This is a genomic window from Salinispora cortesiana (genome assembly GCF_000484695.1).
Taxonomy (GTDB): Bacteria; Actinomycetota; Actinomycetes; order Mycobacteriales; family Micromonosporaceae; genus Micromonospora; species Micromonospora cortesiana.
In genome coordinates this window covers 67909-84379 of the sequence record NZ_AXVR01000002.1, presented here as the reverse complement: position 1 = coordinate 84379, position 16471 = coordinate 67909, and the positions used below count along the sequence as shown (strand labels likewise).

General features: G+C 70.7%; 17 protein-coding genes. 11 read left to right on the top strand and 6 right to left on the bottom strand.

Translation table 11 applies throughout. The features are described 5' to 3' along the window. Window positions 1-58 precede the first annotated feature (58 nt). From K228_RS0102005 to K228_RS0101995, 3 genes are all read right to left on the bottom strand, one after another. A complete protein-coding gene (locus K228_RS0102005) occupies window positions 59-1075 on the bottom strand; it encodes a coiled-coil domain-containing protein (protein ID WP_025616893.1) in 1017 nt (338 codons plus the stop codon). A 298-nt stretch (window positions 1076-1373) separates the two neighbouring features. Then, window positions 1374-2756 carry a YibE/F family protein gene (locus K228_RS0102000; RefSeq protein ID WP_025616892.1) on the bottom strand — a complete coding sequence of 461 codons (1383 nt, stop codon included), beginning with the start codon at window positions 2754-2756 and terminating at the stop codon, window positions 1374-1376. Between the two features lie 43 nt (window positions 2757-2799). Next, complete coding sequence (locus K228_RS0101995; RefSeq protein WP_018254491.1) at window positions 2800-3102, bottom strand: metal-sensitive transcriptional regulator; 303 nt, start codon at window positions 3100-3102, stop codon at window positions 2800-2802. A gap of 108 nt (window positions 3103-3210) precedes the next feature. Here K228_RS0101995 and K228_RS0101990 point away from each other — a divergent pair, with 108 nt between their 5' ends. From K228_RS0101990 to K228_RS30005, 4 genes are all read left to right on the top strand, one after another. Beyond that, the gene (locus K228_RS0101990) at window positions 3211-3420 is read left to right on the top strand and encodes a heavy-metal-associated domain-containing protein (protein ID WP_025616891.1); all 210 of its coding nucleotides are present in this window, start codon (window positions 3211-3213) and stop codon (window positions 3418-3420) included. A 23-nt stretch (window positions 3421-3443) separates the two neighbouring features. Continuing rightward, window positions 3444-3623, top strand: coding sequence for a hypothetical protein (locus K228_RS0101985; protein ID WP_025616890.1), 180 nt, complete (start codon window positions 3444-3446; stop codon window positions 3621-3623). 8 nt (window positions 3624-3631) lie between these two features. Next, on the top strand, window positions 3632-5941 hold the full coding sequence (locus tag K228_RS0101980) for a heavy metal translocating P-type ATPase (RefSeq protein ID WP_025616889.1): 2310 nt from the start codon (window positions 3632-3634) through the stop codon (window positions 5939-5941). Window positions 5942-6180: 239 nt separating this feature from the next. Continuing rightward, entirely contained in the window at window positions 6181-6303 is a 123-nt protein-coding gene (locus K228_RS30005) for a hypothetical protein (protein WP_272945099.1), read from the top strand. A gap of 46 nt (window positions 6304-6349) precedes the next feature. Here the strand turns inward: K228_RS30005 and K228_RS0101970 are convergent, their stop codons facing one another. Further along, entirely contained in the window at window positions 6350-7393 is a 1044-nt protein-coding gene (locus K228_RS0101970) for a sodium:calcium antiporter (RefSeq protein ID WP_025616888.1), read from the bottom strand. A 161-nt stretch (window positions 7394-7554) separates the two neighbouring features. On the opposite strand from K228_RS0101970, the gene K228_RS0101965 reads away from it, so the two are divergent. Both K228_RS0101965 and K228_RS0101960 read left to right on the top strand, forming a co-directional pair. Beyond that, a complete protein-coding gene (locus K228_RS0101965) occupies window positions 7555-8352 on the top strand; it encodes a class I SAM-dependent methyltransferase (RefSeq protein ID WP_025616887.1) in 798 nt (265 codons plus the stop codon). A 96-nt stretch (window positions 8353-8448) separates the two neighbouring features. After that, window positions 8449-9417: a carbohydrate-binding protein gene (locus K228_RS0101960; RefSeq protein ID WP_025616886.1), complete on the top strand. Its 969-nt coding sequence runs from the start codon at window positions 8449-8451 to the stop codon at window positions 9415-9417. Here K228_RS0101960 and pyrF read toward each other — a convergent pair. Further along, on the bottom strand, window positions 9414-10118 hold the full coding sequence (gene pyrF / locus K228_RS0101955) for an orotidine-5'-phosphate decarboxylase (RefSeq protein ID WP_025616885.1): 705 nt from the start codon (window positions 10116-10118) through the stop codon (window positions 9414-9416). The genes K228_RS0101960 and pyrF overlap by 4 nt on opposite strands. After that, on the bottom strand, window positions 10115-10816 hold the full coding sequence (locus K228_RS0101950) for a spermidine synthase (protein ID WP_025616884.1): 702 nt from the start codon (window positions 10814-10816) through the stop codon (window positions 10115-10117). The genes pyrF and K228_RS0101950 overlap by 4 nt, the downstream gene beginning before the upstream one ends. A 331-nt stretch (window positions 10817-11147) precedes the next feature. On the opposite strand from K228_RS0101950, the gene K228_RS0101945 reads away from it, so the two are divergent. The 5 genes from K228_RS0101945 to K228_RS0101925 are packed head-to-tail and all read left to right on the top strand — an operon-like array spanning window position 11148 to window position 16398. Continuing rightward, complete coding sequence (locus K228_RS0101945; RefSeq protein ID WP_025616883.1) at window positions 11148-11954, top strand: cupin-like domain-containing protein; 807 nt, start codon at window positions 11148-11150, stop codon at window positions 11952-11954. Beyond that, a complete protein-coding gene (locus K228_RS0101940) occupies window positions 11951-13204 on the top strand; it encodes an 8-amino-7-oxononanoate synthase family protein (protein WP_025616882.1) in 1254 nt (417 codons plus the stop codon). The genes K228_RS0101945 and K228_RS0101940 overlap by 4 nt, the downstream gene beginning before the upstream one ends. Further along, entirely contained in the window at window positions 13201-14061 is an 861-nt protein-coding gene (locus K228_RS0101935; RefSeq protein WP_025616881.1) for an HpcH/HpaI aldolase/citrate lyase family protein, read from the top strand. The genes K228_RS0101940 and K228_RS0101935 overlap by 4 nt, the downstream gene beginning before the upstream one ends. Further along, window positions 14058-15059 (top strand): ornithine cyclodeaminase family protein, encoded by a 1002-nt coding sequence (locus K228_RS0101930; protein WP_025616880.1) that lies wholly within the window; start codon window positions 14058-14060, stop codon window positions 15057-15059. The genes K228_RS0101935 and K228_RS0101930 overlap by 4 nt, the downstream gene beginning before the upstream one ends. Further along, the gene (locus K228_RS0101925) at window positions 15046-16398 is read left to right on the top strand and encodes a hypothetical protein (protein WP_025616879.1); all 1353 of its coding nucleotides are present in this window, start codon (window positions 15046-15048) and stop codon (window positions 16396-16398) included. Before K228_RS0101930 ends, K228_RS0101925 begins: the two co-directional genes overlap by 14 nt. Window positions 16399-16471: the final 73 nt, after the last annotated feature.

The window sequence follows — 16471 nt, the reverse complement described above, 5'->3', positions numbered from 1 at the left end:
CGAAACGACAGCGGGCCGGCACCGCGGAAATGCAGTGCCGGCCCCAGCGCGTCGGCGGCTACAGCATCGACACGTGGACGTGGTCGGTGTGGTTCGACGGGCCGCTGTACGACTTCCAGCCGGTGGCCGGGAACCAGATCTGCCGGTTCCAGATCACGTAGTAGATGCCGAGCCGGTCGGCGTTTCGGACCAGGAACGCAGTCAGGTTGTTGCCGTACATGCGCATGTCGTTGTTGTACCAGGAGCTGAACCCGCTGTTCTGTAGCGACCAGTCGCAGGCCCGGCCCTTAGGGTGCTCGTACGGCCCACCCGAGCGGTAGCACCCGACGAATCGGTCAAAACCGGCTCGCTTGACTTCGTTATACATGTGCAGCGTCCGCGCGGTGATACAGCCGCCGGTGGTCGGATCATCCTCGTTGCAGCCAAGTGACGTCCAACCGCCATCCGAGGTGCGTCCGGGGGCGACTCGGGCGACCGGCGACTCGGCGTCAACCAGGCCACCGGTGAGGCCGCTGCCGCCGACGAGGCGGAGGGCCTTCTCCGCTTCGAGCTTTCCGCGTTCGAGGTCGCTCTTCAGCTTCTGTTGCTTGCGTACCTCTTCGTCGACCCCCACCTTCGCCTGCTCGGCGTGGTTCTTGATCGTGTTGACCGCCTTGATGCGCTGATCGTTGACGCGATTCAGCTCATCCAGCGCGGTGGCCCGGGCGATGAAGGAGTCGGGGGTATCCGCGGTCAGCAGCGTCGACATCGCGTCGACCCGTCCTGTCTTGTATGACTGGGTCGCGATCTCCGCCACCTGGGGGCCGAGCTCGTCCAGCTCGGCCTGCGCCTTCTTGATCTCCTTCTCGAGGGCGGCCTGGCGCTTCTCGGAATCCGCCAGCTGTGCCTTGGCCTTCACGTACTCGCGGTTGCGCACCTCGATGAGATCGCCGAGTAGCTCCGGCTCCTCGTCATGCCCCGAGGGCTGTGGGGGAGAGGTGGGGGTGGCAGACGCCGGGACCGGCCCGGCGAGCACGGCCAGCGCGGTGAGCACGGCCGCCACGGGCGTCAACCAGCGGCGTGGGGGTGCCGTCACAATGATCCCTTCCGTTGACCGCCGGCTGGACGAGCTGACGGGTTGGGGCGGTAGGTGCTCCCTATTGGGGTAGCCGCACTCCAACTGCCCGTCTCCCCGGCTCGCCTCGCGGCGATTGGGCGGTGGTCCCGCCGGTGCCGGTACGCGCCTTCGGCGGTGACCGGCAGCGAGGTTACCTGACGCTCATCCGGTCGAGCTACGCCCCAAACTCGACCAATCGCCCGAAATTGCCGATACGTTGGGTGATAAGTGCCCTGATTGCCCGCCTCGCGGGTCCGGCTCACCACGCTGTGTACCTTCACCATGAGTCTTCCGTGTTGTGGTCTCCGCCGGTCCGTCGATCGGCGGCGGAGGCGACCGGGCCGGAGCGGGGGGTGCTGAGCACCTCCAGCGCCTCGACGCGGGCGGTGCGCCCTCGTGGCCGCCGCGGTGGCGGTGCGGCGGTGCTCCCGCCGCCCGACTCGCCGCCAGCGGTGCTCCCGCCCGACTCGCCGCCAGCGGTGCGACCGGCGGCGGTCACGATGGCGGCGAGCCCGGTGGTGAGGGGGACCGCGGCGATCAACCCCAGCGTGGCGACCGCACTGCGAACGATCTCTTGGGCGAGGAATTCGCTGGTCAGGAGCTGGCTTACCGGGCGCGAGTCGGCGGTTAGCAGAAGCAGCACCGGCAGTGAGGCTCCGGCGTACGCCAGCACGATGGTGTTCACCGTGGAGGCGATGTGGGCCCGACCGACCCGGGTCGCGGAGCGGTAGAGCTGACGGCGGGACAACCCCGGGTTGGCCGTTGCCAGCTCGGTCACCGTGGCGGCCTGGGTCACGGTGACATCGTCCAGTACCCCGAGCGAGCCGATGATGATTCCGGCCAGGAGCAGACCGTGCAGGTCGACGTTGGTCTGGAACATGGACAGGGTGATCGCCTCCTCGCTGCCGTACCCGGTCAGCCGGGTGGCGGCGGTGGCGAGTGTGCCGAGGAGGCCGGTGAGGATCAGACTGCCCAGGGTGCCGAGAACCGCCACCGATGTCTGCGCGGTCACGCCGTGGGTGAGGTATAGGACCACAAACATGATCAGTGCGGCGCCGACCACCGCGACCAGTAACGGCGACTGGCCGGCGCTGATCCCCGGCAGGACGAACGTCAGGAGGACGGCGAAGCTCGCCGCCAGGCCGGCGAGGGCGGCGAGCCCGCGCCAGCGGCCGAACGCCACGATCGCGGCGGCGAAGAGCGCCACCAGCCACAGCAGGGGCTTGCCCCGCTGGTGCTCCGCGATGGTGTACATGCTCGTGGTCGGGTCGGTGGGGTCGGTCAGCTCGACCAGGATGACCTCATCGTCGACGGCGACGTCGGGCGCGCCCGGTCCAGCGGGAATCGGCGTGCCGATCTGACGCCCGGCGTCCGGCCCCTGCTCGACGCGGACGGTCACCTCGCCGCAGGGGCTGTCTTCGGTGCTCAGCCCGGAGTCGGGCGGCTGGGGGGCGGGGGGACAGGGCTCGGTGACCACCTTCGTGACGGTGCCGTGGTACCGGGGTGGCTCGGTGCCCGAGTCGGCCGTACGGGTGTCGCGCGGCCAGAGGGCCACCGCGGTGACCAGGGTGGCGAGGAGCAGGGGGACCACCGTCGCGACGAGGATCCGTCGCACCCGGGGTGGGGTGGACGGTGCAGGTCGGGTGTGGTCGGCGCCCATCTGTTCTCCCAACGACTACCGGGCGAGTAACGGGACGGGGTGGTCAGCCGCGCTTCATCAGCCGGCCGACGGCGGCCATCATCTCGGTCGCCATCTCGTCGGCTCGCCCCTCGGCCGCCCCCTCGTGTAGGCAGTGCCGGGCATGCCCGTCGAGCAGCCCGAGCGCCACCTTGTCCAGCGCGGCCTGGATCGCGGAGATCTGGGTGAGGACGTCGATGCAGTATCGATCCTCCTCGACCATCTTCTCGATCCCCCGGACCTGCCCCTCGACCCGGCGCAGTCGGGTGAGTAGCTGGTCCTTGCTGGCGGTGTAGCCGCGGACCGGGGCGGGGTCGGGTCTGGTCATGCGGATCAGAATATCTTACCCCTCAGGGGTATGTTAAAGTCGCTGACACTTACCCCCAGGGGGTATTGACCCTCCGGGGGTTGACCTGGCGGAAAGGGGAGGTTTTCCATGGTCACCACCACGTATCAGGTGCAGGGCATGACCTGCGGGCACTGCGTAGCCGCGGTCAGCGCCGAGGTGGGTGGGCTTCCGGGTGTGGAGCAGGTCCAGGTTGACCTGACGACTGGCCGGCTGACCGTCACCAGCCAGCACCCGATGGAGCTCGAGGCCGTACGCGCCGCGGTTGACGAGGCCGGCTACGACCTCGTCAACGCCTGACCCGCGTCGAGACCGAGGCCCGCATGAAAACGGCGACGAAGCTCACCGCCTTCCTGCTCGGTCTCGCCGCGGTGTTCGGCGCGGCGTACGGGGTCGGTCAGGTGACCGGCCCCGGCACCCCGGCCGTCGAGACCCACCACGACGACCCCGAGCATGACGACTCCGGCACCGGGTCCCGCCCGGCGCACGGGCCCGACCGGTAGGGAGTGCGATGACCACCACCAGCAGCCCGATGCCGCGGGCCGCCAACCAGATTGAGTTGTCGATCGGCGGGATGACCTGCGCCTCCTGCGCCGCCCGCATCGAGAAGAAGCTGAACCGGATGCCCGGCGTGGCCGCCACGGTGAACTACGCCACCGAGAAGGCCCGGGTCGCGTACGCCGACGGGGTGACCCCGGACGACCTGATCGCCACGGTCGAGAAGACCGGCTACACCGCCGTCGTACCGCCGCCACCGACAGCCGCAGCGGCGCCCGCCGCCGAGCCGGCCGACGAGCTGCGCGGGCTTGCTACCCGGCTCTGGGTCTCGGCCGCGCTCACCGTGCCGGTGATCCTGCTGGCGATGGTGCCGCCCTGGCAGTTCACCTACTGGCAGTGGCTGTCGTTGACGCTGGCCGCCCCGGTGGTGGTCTGGGGCGGCCTGCCGTTCCACCGGGCCGCCTGGGTCAACCTCCGGCACGCCGCAGCGACCATGGACACGTTGGTGTCGCTGGGCACCCTCGCCGCGTTCGGCTGGTCGCTCTGGGCGCTCTTTCTCGGCACGGCTGGCGTTGCCGGCATGACTCACCCGTTCAGCTTCGCCATCGTCCGCGGCGACGGAGCGGGCCACATCTACCTGGAGGCGGCGGCCGGCGTCACCACCTTCATCCTCGCCGGCCGGTACTTCGAGGCGCGCGCGAAACGCACCGCTGGCGCCGCCCTGCGCACCCTGCTGGAGCTGGGTGCGAAGGACGTGGCGGTACTGCGCGGTGATGCGGAGATTCGCATCCCGATCGACCAGCTTGTGGTCGGGGACCAGTTCGTGGTGCGCCCCGGTGAGAAGATCGCCACCGATGGGGTGGTGACGGCGGGGAGCTCGGCGGTCGATGCCAGCATGCTCACCGGTGAATCCGTGCCGGTCGAGGTCAAGGCCGGCGACGCCGTGGTGGGCGCCACCGTCAACGCGGGTGGACGGCTGGTCGTGACGGCCACCCGGGTCGGCACCGACACGCAGCTCGCCCAGATGGCCCGGCTGGTGGAGGCCGCCCAGTCCGGCAAGGCGGCCGTGCAGCGTCTCGCCGACCGGATCTCTGGGGTCTTCGTTCCCATCGTGATCGCCCTCGCCGCCGCCACGCTGGGCTGGTGGCTGGGGAGTGGCGCCGGTCCGACCGCAGCCTTCACCGCCACGGTGGCTGTGTTGATCATTGCTTGCCCCTGCGCCCTGGGCCTGGCTACCCCCACCGCGCTGTTGGTCGGCACCGGTCGGGGCGCGCAGCTCGGCATCTTGATCAAGGGGCCGGAGGTGCTGGAGTCCACCCGGACGGTGGACACGGTCGTGCTGGACAAGACCGGGACCGTCACCGCTGGCCGGATGACCCTGGTGGACGTGGTCGCGGCGAGCGGTGTGGAGCGGGCCGAGCTGCTCCGGCTCGCCGGCGCCCTGGAGGTCGCCTCGGAGCATCCGATCGCCCAGGCGGTCGCGGTGGGCGCGGCCGAGGCGGGGCCCCTGCCGCCGGTAACCGACTTCGCCAATCTCGAAGGGCTGGGCGTCGAGGGTGTGGTGGCGGGCCACCGGGTGCTGGTCGGCCGGCTTCGACTGCTGCAGGAGCGGGGACTGGACGTACCGGAGGAGTTGGTGACGGCCGGTGCCGCGGCGCAGGCCGGCGGTGCGACGGTGGTGCTGGTGGCCTGGGATGGGCGGGCTCGCGGTCTGCTCGCGGTCGCCGACGTGGTCCGGCCGACCAGCGCGCTCGCGCTCCGACAACTGCGGGAGCTGGGCCTGAATCCGGTGCTGCTCACCGGCGACAACGAGAACGTCGCCCGGGCGGTCGCGGCCGAGGTCGGGATCGACGAGGTGGTCGCGGAGGTGCTGCCCGCCGAGAAGGTGGCGGTGGTCCGGCGGCTCCAGCAGGAGGGCCGGGTGGTGGCGATGGTCGGTGACGGGGTCAACGACGCCGCGGCGTTGGCCCAGGCCGACCTCGGGCTGGCGATGGGCACCGGTACGGATGTGGCGATCGAGGCGTCCGACCTGACCCTGGTCCGGGGTGACCTGACCGCCGCCGCCGATGCCATCCGGTTGTCCCGGCGGACCCTCGCGATCATCAAGGGCAACCTGTTCTGGGCGTTCGCCTACAACGTGGCGGCCCTCCCGCTGGCCGCGGCCGGTCTGCTCAACCCGATGATCGCCGGAGCCGCGATGGCCTTCTCCTCGGTCTTCGTGGTCGCCAACAGTCTCCGGCTGCGGGGTTTCCGCCCGCTGTCCCAGCCTTCGCCGGGACTCCCGTCTTCCGGCCGCCCCCGGTCTCCCGGCCACCCCCGGTAGCGCCGGAGCATCCCAAGCCCGCCCGGCAGCGCGTTTTGCGGAGCTGCCGGGCGGGTACGCACCCTGCCGGGACTGCTGTGTCGCTGGAGCCGTCGTCGCCGGGCCCGCCCCGCCGTGGGGGCGGACGTGTCCCACCGTCGAGTCCACTCGTTGCCAGGACAACGCCGTGCGGCGGCGTTGCCAGCAACTGGGGATGTCGCGGTGCGAAACGGGGGTGAGTCGGGGTGTCGAGGTGTGTGGTGATCGCGCGACGCGCCGCCGCGGTGGCGGCGCTGGTCGTGCTGGTACTGAGCGGTCACGGCGAGCAGCGCGACGCCGGCAGCCCAGCCACCCCGCCTCCGCCGGTCACGACGAGCCGCTGACCCGCATCGCCCACGGCGTCGGCGACGTTCTTCGTCCTGGTGCCGGTCAGATGGCCAGGATGATGGTCATCGCCGCGTAGCTGGTCAGCAGCAGGATGCCCTCGAAGCCGAGCCGCCCCCAGCCGTACGCCTGCCGCACCAGCAGGCCACCCAGCAGGATCGCGGTCATGAACAGCGCACTGGTGGTCACGAAGAGCTGAGCGTCGCCGGCGGCGTGGTAGATCGAGTCGCTGCGGTAGGCCACGTCGCCGACCACCAGGTTGAGGGCGTCCAGACTGTTGCCGCCGAGGACGGCGGCGATGGCCAGGGTCGGGGCGCCCCGGCGGACCGCCGCCACGGCGGTGACCGTCTCCGGGAGGGCATTCACCGCACCCATCAGGATCGCCCCGACGAAGCCCGCGCTCAAGCCGGTGACCAGCACCAGGCTCTCGGCGGCCCGGGCGATCGCCCAACCGCCGACCGAGACCAGCAGACCCACCGCCACGAAGCGCACCCAGAGCCGGGAGGAGCTGGTCCGGTCGAGGGCGCCGTGCTCGTGGGTGATGTCTGGCAGGGTCTCGGCGGTGGCGACGGCCCGCCACAGCGGACTGGCCCCGGAGCGGCGGACCAGATGCAGGCCGCCGAGGTAGGCGGCGACTATGGCGAGTGAGGCGGGGTGTATACCGGCCACGGTGACATCCGGCGCGTAGCTGCCGAGCAGGGCCAGCGAGAGCAGCACGATGAGCAGGACCCCGAAGAGCACGTTCGACAGCGACGCCGAGGCGTGCTCCAGATTGGCCCGGCGGTGGAAGGCGTCCGCCACGGCGACGGCGGTGGTCTGGGTGGCGATCCCGCCGACCGCGTTGCTGTAACCGAGCTGCGGCTGCTCCGCTGCCGCGGTGACGGCGGTCATCACGATGCCGGACAACGACGTCGCCAGCCCGATGAAGACCGCGCCGAAGAACGCCTCGCCCCAGCCGGTTCGGTCGGCGAGCGTGTCGCCGAGGGCGACCAGGCGGATGCTGCCCAGCACCGTGAGGGTGCCCGCCACCCCGAAGACGGCGATGCTCGGCCCGGTTGGCCACGGCAGGCTGGTCAGTACGTCCGGCACCGGCCGTGGATTCCCAGATCTGTCCGATCGAATCCGGCGGTGACGGATGTCCGTATCGGACCCGTCGCGGGGGGGCTGGCCGGAGCGGGGTTGGGCGTTTCGCCGATGTCCGAACACCCCGGTGCCTATGGTTTTTACGGTATCGCCGGAAGGACGTAATTATGAGTATATTCCACGGAACTGTCGGCTTCTACCGGCACTTCCGGCCAGACGTTCCGGAGGCGGTGGCCGACATCCTGGACGCCGCGGTCCCCGCCAGTTCGCCGCGGCGCCTGCTCGACATCGGCACCGGTACCGGCCTCGTGGTGGAGGCTCTCCGGGGCCGGTTCGATGACATCATCGGAATCGACCCGGATGCCGAGATGCTCACCGTGGCCGAGACCGCACTCCGCCCGCGGCTACCCGCCGGCGCCCAGCTACGCCTGGCGGAGACCACCGCGGAGGAGTTCACCCCACCGGCCGGATGGCAGGCCGACCTGGTGACGATCTGCCGAACGTTCCACTGGCTCGACCAGGCGCGGGTCCTGAACCAACTGGACGCACAGGTCAGCCCGGACGGCGTCGTCGCGATCTTCGCCGACAAGAGCTTCTGGGCAGCCCACCACGACTGGGAGACGGCCGTCCGGAAGGTCATCCAGGACTTCCTCGGCGAGAAACGTCGGGCGGGTGCGGGCACGTTCCACGAGCGGCGGCGCCCCGACATTCAGGCGCTGCGCGACTCGCCGTTCAACCAGGTCGAGGAGTCCGTCGTGCCGGTGCACCGGACCTGGACGGCCAACAGCATCATTGGCTACCTGCACTCCACCTCGTTCGCCGAGCCAGAACTCTTCGGCGACCGGCTCAACGAGTTTGACAACGCGGTCCGTGCCGCTCTGGCCCAGTGCAGCGACACCGACACCTTTGTCGAGGAGAACGAGTTCCTCATCCAGCTCGGCCGGCGACCGAGCGTGCGGCGGTAGACCGGACCCGGTGACACCAGTTCTTGGCTGGCTCCACCTCGGCTAACTGCTGCCACACCTGGGGCCGGCAAGATAGCGCCGACAACGTTGTCGTCGTTGGGAGTTCTGCTGGCGATCTCGGTTGCCGCGGCGGCGCGCCAGCAGCTGCAGGAACTTGTGGACGAGGCTGTCCTGGTCCGCCAGGGAAACTACTCCTACGCCTCCTACCGAGTGTTCCACGCGGCGGTGCAGCGGGCCCAGGCGGCGCTCGCCGACACCTCCGCCAGCACGGCGACGTTGCGCAGCGCCGGCGAATCGCTGACCGGCATGATCGCCGCGTTGGCCATCGACGAGGGCGGCCCGCGCGTACTGGAGGGGGAGCAGTCCGACGAGTGGTCGGGCGGCGACCTGAAGAACGAGGCGAACTCCGGCAGCGGCAACCTCGGTGGGGTGCGGGACGGGGCGTGGATTCAGTACAAGAACCTCGTCTTCGATGTCGCACCGACGACGCTGGCGATTCGCTACGCGAGCAAGTACTCGCCCGACGGCACACCGAGCTCCCTGCAGGTGCGTGCGGGCACGCCGGACGGCCCGGTCGTGGGCGAGGCGCTGCTGCCGGGCACCGGCAGCTGGGGTAACTGGGTCACCACCCACGCGGAGATCACCGACCCTGAGGCGCTCGTGCAGGCCCGGGACGTGACCTTCGTCTTCCACGCCCCGGACGGGCAGGAGGACCGGTACGGGAACATCGACTTCGGGGTGTTCCGACAGGAGCTGGATAGGGCCCACGCGGTCGCCGGCTCCGGAACCGCCACCCAGGCCGAGGTGGACGCCCAGGCCCGGGCGCTACGGCTGGCGTACGAGCAGCTGGTCCCGCGGGCCCGGCTGGCGCTCGAGCACACCGTCGCGCAGGCGGACTCGCTCGACGCGGACCGGTACACCAAGAAGTCCTGGGCGGCGCTGACCCACGCCCTCGAATCGGCCAAGGCCACCCTGGCCGACCCGGCGGCGAGCGACGCGCTGCTGACCAGGGCGGAGGCGGCGCTGGTGAAGGCGCTGGCCGGGCTGAAGATGAAGCCGGCCTAGGTCCCGGTGGCCGGATCTGCTGCCCGAGTCAACGACCGACCAATGATGACGTGGGTCGCGCCCGCCCGGACCGCCGCCACCGGGTGGGCCGGCCGGGCGTGCTCGGTCGTGACCCCGGTGGTCAGGTCGGCCGGCAACCGCACCCCGGGAGTGACGATCAGCATGTCCGGGCCGAGCGCGGCGCGCAGTGCCGCCGCCTCTCGGGGCGAGGCGACCACGCCGTGACAACCGGCGTGCCGGGCCAGCCGGGCCAGCCGGACAACCTGCTCATCGACCGTGGTGTTCAGCCCAACAGCGGCGAGGTCGGGGTCGGTGAGGCTGGTGACGACGGTCAGCGCGAGGACCTTGAGCCGCGGGAAGTCGGCGGCGGCGCGTACCGCCGCTGCCATGATTTCGGTGCCGCCCATGGCGTGCACGGTCACCATGGTCACGCCGAGCCGGCCAGCTGCGCGGACGGCGCCCGCGACCGAGGTGGGGATCTCGAACAACTTGAGATCCAGGAAGACATCCTTGCCCGCCTCGACCAGCCCGGCGGCCAGCCCCGGACCGGCGACGGTCAGCAATTCCAACCCCACCTTGTACGACTTGGCGGCGTCGCCCAGCCGGTCAACGGTCGCTTCGGCGGCTCGAACGGTGTCGAAGTCGAGCGCGATGATGATCCGGCGACCCGGGTCGCCGGGGTGGCGCCGAACCTCGCTCATGCCGGCGACTCCGGTGGCTCTCCCCGCGCCGCCGCGGTAGCCCGGACCAGGTAGACCACGTCCGGTGCGCCCGCCTCGGTCGGCGTCTCCAGCAGCTCCAGGTCACCGAAGCGTTCCCGGAGGCGTCGCTCGAAGGCCTCGTCCCGGCTCGCGCTCCAGATCGCCAGGACACCCCCCGGCCGGAGCCGGCCGGCCACCAGGTCGAGCCCGCGCTGGGCGTACAACTCGGCGTTGGCCTCGAAGACCAGCCAGTTCGGGCCGTTGTCGGTGTCCAGGCAGATGGCGTCGTACTGGTCGGCGGTGTCGGCCAGCCAGGCGAGGATGTCCGCCTCGATGATCCGTACCCGGGGGTCGGCCTGCGCGGCGCCGGTGAGGTGGCGCAGGTGGCGGGCGTGCCAGCCGATCACGGTGGCCTCGATCTCGACCACGTCGACGGCGGCCAGTTGCGCGTGCTCGACCGCGCGCAGCAGCGAGAACCCGACGCCGAGACCGCCGACGAGCAGCCGGGGCGCCGATGCCGTGCACCTGCTCACCGCCGCGTCAACCAGCAGCCGCTCGGACCGGCCGTCCGCGGTGTCCATCAGGAAGACACCGTTGCTGATGACCTCGTAGCGGCCGTCCGCCTCGCGGAGCACCAGCTCACCCCGGCTGGTCGTCACCCGGTCCAGGGTGATTGGCGGCTGCCGGAAATCGTTCACGATAAGTACCCCCGCGGGACGTGAATGACGGGACAGGTCAGGCGGGCCAACGCGTCGCATCACTATAGGCGTCGGTCAGCGAACCGCCCCCGGGGAGTTCTGCGTCCTGCACGCACGGTGGCGCCGCCGCCGGCCCTCGCTCCCGCCCCAGTCGATCACGATCTGAAGTGGACTGATTACAAACGTTCACAACGTACATATTGGTCGGTAGGGTGCCGTGAATGCGTCGCTTTGGGACGCTCCTGCGGCAGGTCCGTTGGGGCTCCCGGTGGTAGAAGACGGAGGACGGATCGTGACGGTTCCGCAGGAGGCTGGCGTACCAGTCGCCCGCATGACGTTCGAGGAGTTCCAGGCGCTCGGCCCTGGCGGCCTCTTCAGGGCCGACATGCCGACGGTGATCTCACTGCCGGAGAGCGTGCGCGGGCTCGGGCGCGAGGGGGTGGCGGCCCGGCTGGCCGACATGACCGTCACCCTGTTCACCGAACCGGGCGACAAGCACCATCCCGGGCGCTGGGAGACCCGGGACATCACCCTGCGGGACTTCTTCGCCGACGAGCGCCACCTGACCGAGTCCGACACCTGGCACCGGGTGGTGTCGAACATCCGGAACAGCCCGGCCGACGTCAACGCCGTGATCGGTTTCGACGCCGAGGGGTTCTTCGGCTACGGCAGCTCGTTGTACGCGGCCAACCTCTGGATCAGCCACCGCGGCGTCTTCACCAAGAACCACTTCGACGAGTTCGAGAACTTCAACATCGCGCTGGAGGGCCGCAAGCGGTTCATCATCGCGCCGCCCGGGTCCCGCGACTACTACCCCAGGTCGGTGCTGCGCGGCTTCGGGGACAAGTCCCACGTGTTCGACCTCGACAACGTCGACCTGGGGCGCTATCCGAGAGTGGCGCCGAAGCTCGCCCAGCGCCGCGACTTCGTCCTCGAACCCGGCCACATGCTCTACCTGCCGCTCGGCTGGTGGCACCAGGCCGAATCCCTCGACCCCATCAACATCAATGTCAACTTCTGGTTGAAGTCGAAGAAGATTCTGCGCCGGCCGCATGTGCTGGGTGTCGCCCTCTACACGTACGCCTACCGGCGATTCAAGGGTGTCTACAGCTACCAGCCCACCGAGGTGAACTCGTGAGCGACCGCAAGACCATCACCCCCACGCACCGCTACCGCAACAACGACAAACTGATCGGCATCGGCAACGCCTTCTGGAACATGTCCGAGGCGAACGGGGTGGCCGGCATCGTCGGTGACCTCGCCGACGGGGTGTTCACCATGGCCGACGGCCACCAGTTCGTGAACTTCACCGTCTGTTCCTATCTGGACCTGGACACCCACCCGAAGGTCATCGACGGCGCGGTCGCGGCGCTACGCCGGTTCAACGTGCTGGACCACTGCATTCCCCGCACCCGGGTGCAGACGCCGGTGCTGCTGGAGCTGGAGGAGTCACTCGGCGAACTCTTCGGCGCGATGGTGATCAGCGCGGTATCCACCGCCGCGGCGAGCACCGGCCTGCTGCCGCTGATCGCCTCCGGTCACCTCGGCAACGGCACCCGCCCGCTGATGGTCTTCGACAAGAACGCCCACGTGTCGCTGGCCAACGCCAAGCCGAGCTGCGCCGACGAGTCCGAGGTGGTCACCTGCAAGCACCATGACCTCGACTACCTCGAAGACATGTGCCGCACCTACGAGCGGGTCTGCTATGTGGTCGACGGCGCCGACAGCCTCGGCGGCTACGCGCCGGTCAAGGAGCTCGCCGACCTGCAGGACAAGTACAACATGCTGGTCTTCTACGACGACTCGCACTCGCTGTCGGCGTACGGGCAGCGGGGCATCGGCTATGTGCGGACCCACGCTCCCCTCCTCGACGAGCGCACCATCACCGTCGCCACGCTGAGCAAGGGCTTCGGCGCGGGTGGTACGGCGGTCCTGCTCGACGGCTACCCGCACGAGACCCGTCGGCTCGTCGAACGCTTCGCCGGCCCGCTGGGCTACTCGCAGAAGATGAACGCCGCCGCCGTCGGCGCCGCGCTCGCCTCCGCGGAGATTCACCGTACCGAGGAGCTGGATCAGCTCCAGGGGCGGCTCCGCGCCAACATCGCGTTGTTCGACTCGCTGCTCGACACCGAGCAGTCCGGCGAGTCGTACCCGATCCGGTTGGTGCCGATCAGCGACGACACGGTCGTTGACGCCGCTCAGCAGGTCTTCGCCGCCGGCTTCTACACCTCGCCGGTGTTCTTCCCGATCGTGGCCCGGGGCACCGCGGGGCTGCGGGTGATGCTGCGCGCCGGGCAGACCGAGGAGCAGATCCGGCGGCTCTGTGCGGTCCTGGTGCAGGCCGGGGCGCGTCCGGCCGCCCCGCTCGACGGGCCCGGCCCCCGGTGAGCGCCCCGCCGCGCGCGATTCCGCGCAGCATCCTCTACACCCCGGCGCTGTCCCTGGACCAGGTTGTGAAGGCCTGGTCGTACGACGCGGACGTGCACCTGATCGACCTGGAGGACTCCGTCCCGCCGGCGGAGAAGCCGGCCGCGCGGGTGGTCTGCCAGGACGCGTTGGAGAAGGCACCCCGGCCCGCCAACATCGCCGTCCGCATCAACGAGCTGGGCAGCGCCGCGGCCCTGCACGACCTACTGCTGCTCACCGAGAGCTCGGTGCGGCCCGGCATCGTCGTGATGACCATGGTTACCTCCGCGGCCGAGGTCACCCTGCTGCGTCGGATGCTGGCCTCGGCCGGCGCGCGGCCGGAAATCTACGTGACGGTGGAGACCGTCGAGGCGGTCACCGAGATCGACGCGATCGCCCAGGCGGCCGACGGAATGGTGTTGGGCTCGGCCGACCTGGCCGCCACGCTCAACGTCGAGATCACCTGGGCGGCGATGCTCGCCGCCCGGCAGGCGATGGTGATGGCCTGCGCGCGGCACGGCACGGCCTGTGTCGACACCGCCAACTTCCGGCTCTCCGAGCCGGCCGTGCTGGCGGAGGAGACGATGCGGGTGCGGGCCCTCGGGTTTCACGGCAAGGCGACGGTGCACCCCAGCGAGCTGGCCACCATCAACCAGGCTCTGCGTCCCCAGGACAACGACCTGCGGCTGGCCCGCCGGGTGGTCTCGGCGGTCGGCAGCGCCAACGGTGGCATCGCCGTGCTGGATGGCAGCATGGTGGGCCCGCCGTTCGCCCGGATGGCCCACGCCACGGTGGCGCGTCAGGACGCCTGGGAAGCCCGGTTCGGTGGTGCCGGATGACCGCGACGGCGATGGTCACCGCCGCCGACATGGCGGGCGTGCGTCGGATGACCCAGGTGATCGACGTACTCGGCGAGATGTTCGTGGACCTGGCCACCGGCCGGACCCGCTCCCCGGCCCGCACGGTGGTGGAGCACGGCGAGCAGCGGGTGCTGCTGGTAAGCCCGGCGGTCTGGGAGCGGCGTGGGGTCGGCAGTGTCAAGATCACCACGCTGACCCCGGACAACCCCGGGCGGGGGCTGCCGCTGATCCACGGGATCGTCGCGCTTACCGACCTGGAGACCGGGCGGATCACCGCGCTGCTGGACGGCGCCGAGCTGACCGCCGTACGGACCGGGGCGGTGGCGGCCCTGGCCACCCGCTTCTGCACCGCGGCCACCGCCGACGACCTCGCCGTCATCGGTGCCGGGGTGCAGGCCCGCGCCCTCATCCGGGCGGTGGCGGCGGTACGTCCGATCAAAACTCTGCGGGTCTTCTCGCGGACCCGAGCCGGTGCGGAGAAGCTCGCCGACGAGGTGCGGGCGACGACGCCGATCCGGGTGACGGTCTGCGACAGCGCGAAGACCGCCGTCGCGGACGCGCCGATCATCTGCACGGCCACCTCCACCAACGACAGCACGCCGGTGGTGGCGGCGGACTGGGTGGCGCGCGGGGCGCATCTCAACGTGGTCGGCGGTACCCACCCGGACGCGATCGAGGTGGACCCGGCCCTGCTGGGCGACGCGGTGACCGTGGTCGAGGAGCAGGCCGCCGCGCTGGATGGTGCGGGCGAGGTCCGGGCCGCCCTCGCCGCTGGCCTGCTCGTCGCCGACGAGCTGCGGGAGCTGGGCCGCCTGATCGGCGGCGAGGTCGAGTTCGGTGGCCGAAACTCGGTGCTGCGCACCGTGGGCATGGCCATCGAGGACACCGCGGCGGCGGTGGCGCTGCACGACGTGGTGGCGCCGCAGGACGTGGTGGCGCCGCAGGACGCGGTGGGGGTGCCGGATGAGCGGGGTTGAACCGGTCGCCGCGGCGGGGCACCTATGGTTCGGCGACCAACGGCTGGCGCCGGCCGCGCCGGCGGACACGCTCCGGCACCGGCTGCGCAGCGTGCTGCAGGACACCGGCTGGCCGTACCAGCCGGTGCTGCCGGCCGCGCCGATGACCATCCCCCGCGCCTCGTACGCGGAGCTCTTCCGGGTGGCCGGCGTCCTGGTGGGGCTGCTGCGACGGACCGCCCTAGCAGCCGCGCCGACCGCTCGGGAGCGGCTGGCGTTCTACCGCATGCCGGCCAGCGAGGACCAGCTCTGGCTGGGTGACCCCCTCCTCGACGAGCGGTACGCGGACTGGGTGGCCCGGCCGGACGCGGTTGTCGGCCCGGACGGGCTGCGCTTCGTGGAGTTCAACGTCAGCGGCGCGCTTGCCGGTGCGGTCGAGACCCAGAGCCGCCTCGACGTGTGGCGTGGGCTGTACGCCGACAGGGACGGCCGTCTGCCGTACTACTCGCCGGATCCGTTCGCCGTCCGCACCGAGATGTTCCGCTCGCTCAGCGCGGAGTTGGGGGTGGCGCCCCGGGCGGCCATCGTCGGCAGTGCCCAGGTCACGGGAGTGACCAGCTACTACTTCGAGGTTGAGGCCGAGTATCACCGCAGCCAGGGGCTGCCCACCCGGTTCTTCGAGCCGAAGGAGCTGCACGAGGCGTGGGACCGCCCGCCGGGGCTGCGTTATCCGATCGGGCTGCGCAACTTCACCATCCCGGACTGGACGGACGCCGGCGTCCCCACGGCTGAGGTGCAGGAGGCCCTGGACCACGGCTGCCTGCTGGTAGGTACCCAGACCTCCACTTTTCTGCACAGCAAGCTGACCATGGGCCTGCTCTCGGAGGGGCGGCCCTGGATGACCACGGCCGAGCGGACTCTGGTCAACCGGTACCTGCCCTGGACCCGGGTGCTCTCCGAGCGGCGGACCGAACGCGCGGGCGAGCAGGTTGACCTGCTGCCGTACGTGCTGCGAAACCGCGAGCGGCTCGTGCTCAAGGAGGCGCTGGGGGACTGCGGCAAGCAGGTGGTGATCGGACGAGAGGTGACTGCCTCGGAGTGGGAGACGGCGGTGGAGGCTGGGGCCGACGGCGCCAGCATCGTGCAGGAGTTCGTCCCGCCCCAGACCTGCCGGGTGGCGTTGCTGGCAGACGGCGCCGACGAACCCCACGACGTCGACGTCGCCCCGGTGCTGGGGCCGCTGCTGTTCGGCGGTCGGCCGGCGGGGTTGTGGTGCCGCTACCGCACCGATGGCGCGGCCGGAATCGTCAACGCCCGGGGATCGGCCACCGGGGCGGACAACGCCATGGCGGCACTCTGACGCGCTCCCAGGCTGCTCTGACCGTCCCAGGCTGCTCCGACCCTCCCAGCTTGCCTGGACCCCCAGCTTGCCC

Coding starts and splice junctions, on each gene's coding strand:
- K228_RS0102000 (WP_025616892.1), bottom strand. CDS start 2,756: ATGGGCGCCGACCACACCCGACCTGCACCGTCCACCCCACCCCGGGTG.
- K228_RS0101995 (WP_018254491.1), bottom strand. CDS start 3,102: ATGACCAGACCCGACCCCGCCCCGGTCCGCGGCTACACCGCCAGCAAG.
- K228_RS0101990 (WP_025616891.1), top strand. CDS start 3,211: ATGGTCACCACCACGTATCAGGTGCAGGGCATGACCTGCGGGCACTGC.
- K228_RS0101985 (WP_025616890.1), top strand. CDS start 3,444: ATGAAAACGGCGACGAAGCTCACCGCCTTCCTGCTCGGTCTCGCCGCG.
- K228_RS0101980 (WP_025616889.1), top strand. CDS start 3,632: ATGACCACCACCAGCAGCCCGATGCCGCGGGCCGCCAACCAGATTGAG.
- K228_RS0101965 (WP_025616887.1), top strand. CDS start 7,555: ATGAGTATATTCCACGGAACTGTCGGCTTCTACCGGCACTTCCGGCCA.
- pyrF (WP_025616885.1), bottom strand. CDS start 10,118: ATGAGCGAGGTTCGGCGCCACCCCGGCGACCCGGGTCGCCGGATCATC.
- K228_RS0101945 (WP_025616883.1), top strand. CDS start 11,148: ATGACGTTCGAGGAGTTCCAGGCGCTCGGCCCTGGCGGCCTCTTCAGG.
- K228_RS0101930 (WP_025616880.1), top strand. CDS start 14,058: ATGACCGCGACGGCGATGGTCACCGCCGCCGACATGGCGGGCGTGCGT.
- K228_RS0101925 (WP_025616879.1), top strand. CDS start 15,046: ATGAGCGGGGTTGAACCGGTCGCCGCGGCGGGGCACCTATGGTTCGGC.